Raw genomic sequence first — 353 nt, forward strand, 5'->3', positions numbered from 1 at the left:
GTCATGACGAAGGTGACCGAACTGCGCACCTCAGCTGGTGGTGTTCAAGAAGGCAATATTAATCCCTCTGCCCTAAATGACGTCCAAAGTAAGATTGGCGCCCTACAAACAGCTATAAACATAGTCCAAGAGAACTATCCAGATCTGAATACGCATGAGCTGGTTACTGGGTACATGAAAGCAGTTGAAGAAACTCAAAAACAAGTGAGCGCAGCACTACGTCTATTCAACGCCAACACCATGAAATACAACGAAACGCTCCAGGTATTTCCCAACAACATCATTAACAACTTAATCTCTAGAAAGAAAAAACTGAGCTTCTACACCGATCAACAAGCAGAAGACAATTTCAC

The 353-nt window shown here is 43.1% G+C and carries 1 protein-coding gene; it reads left to right on the forward strand.

Translation table 11 applies throughout. The features are described 5' to 3' along the window. The coding region (locus AB4585_RS26605; protein ID WP_372171743.1) for a LemA family protein at nt 1-353 on the forward strand (353 nt) is incomplete at both ends.

The sequence above is a fragment of the Vibrio sp. 10N.222.49.C9 genome (assembly GCF_041474985.1).
GTDB classification, from domain to species: Bacteria; Pseudomonadota; Gammaproteobacteria; order Enterobacterales; family Vibrionaceae; genus Vibrio; species Vibrio crassostreae_C.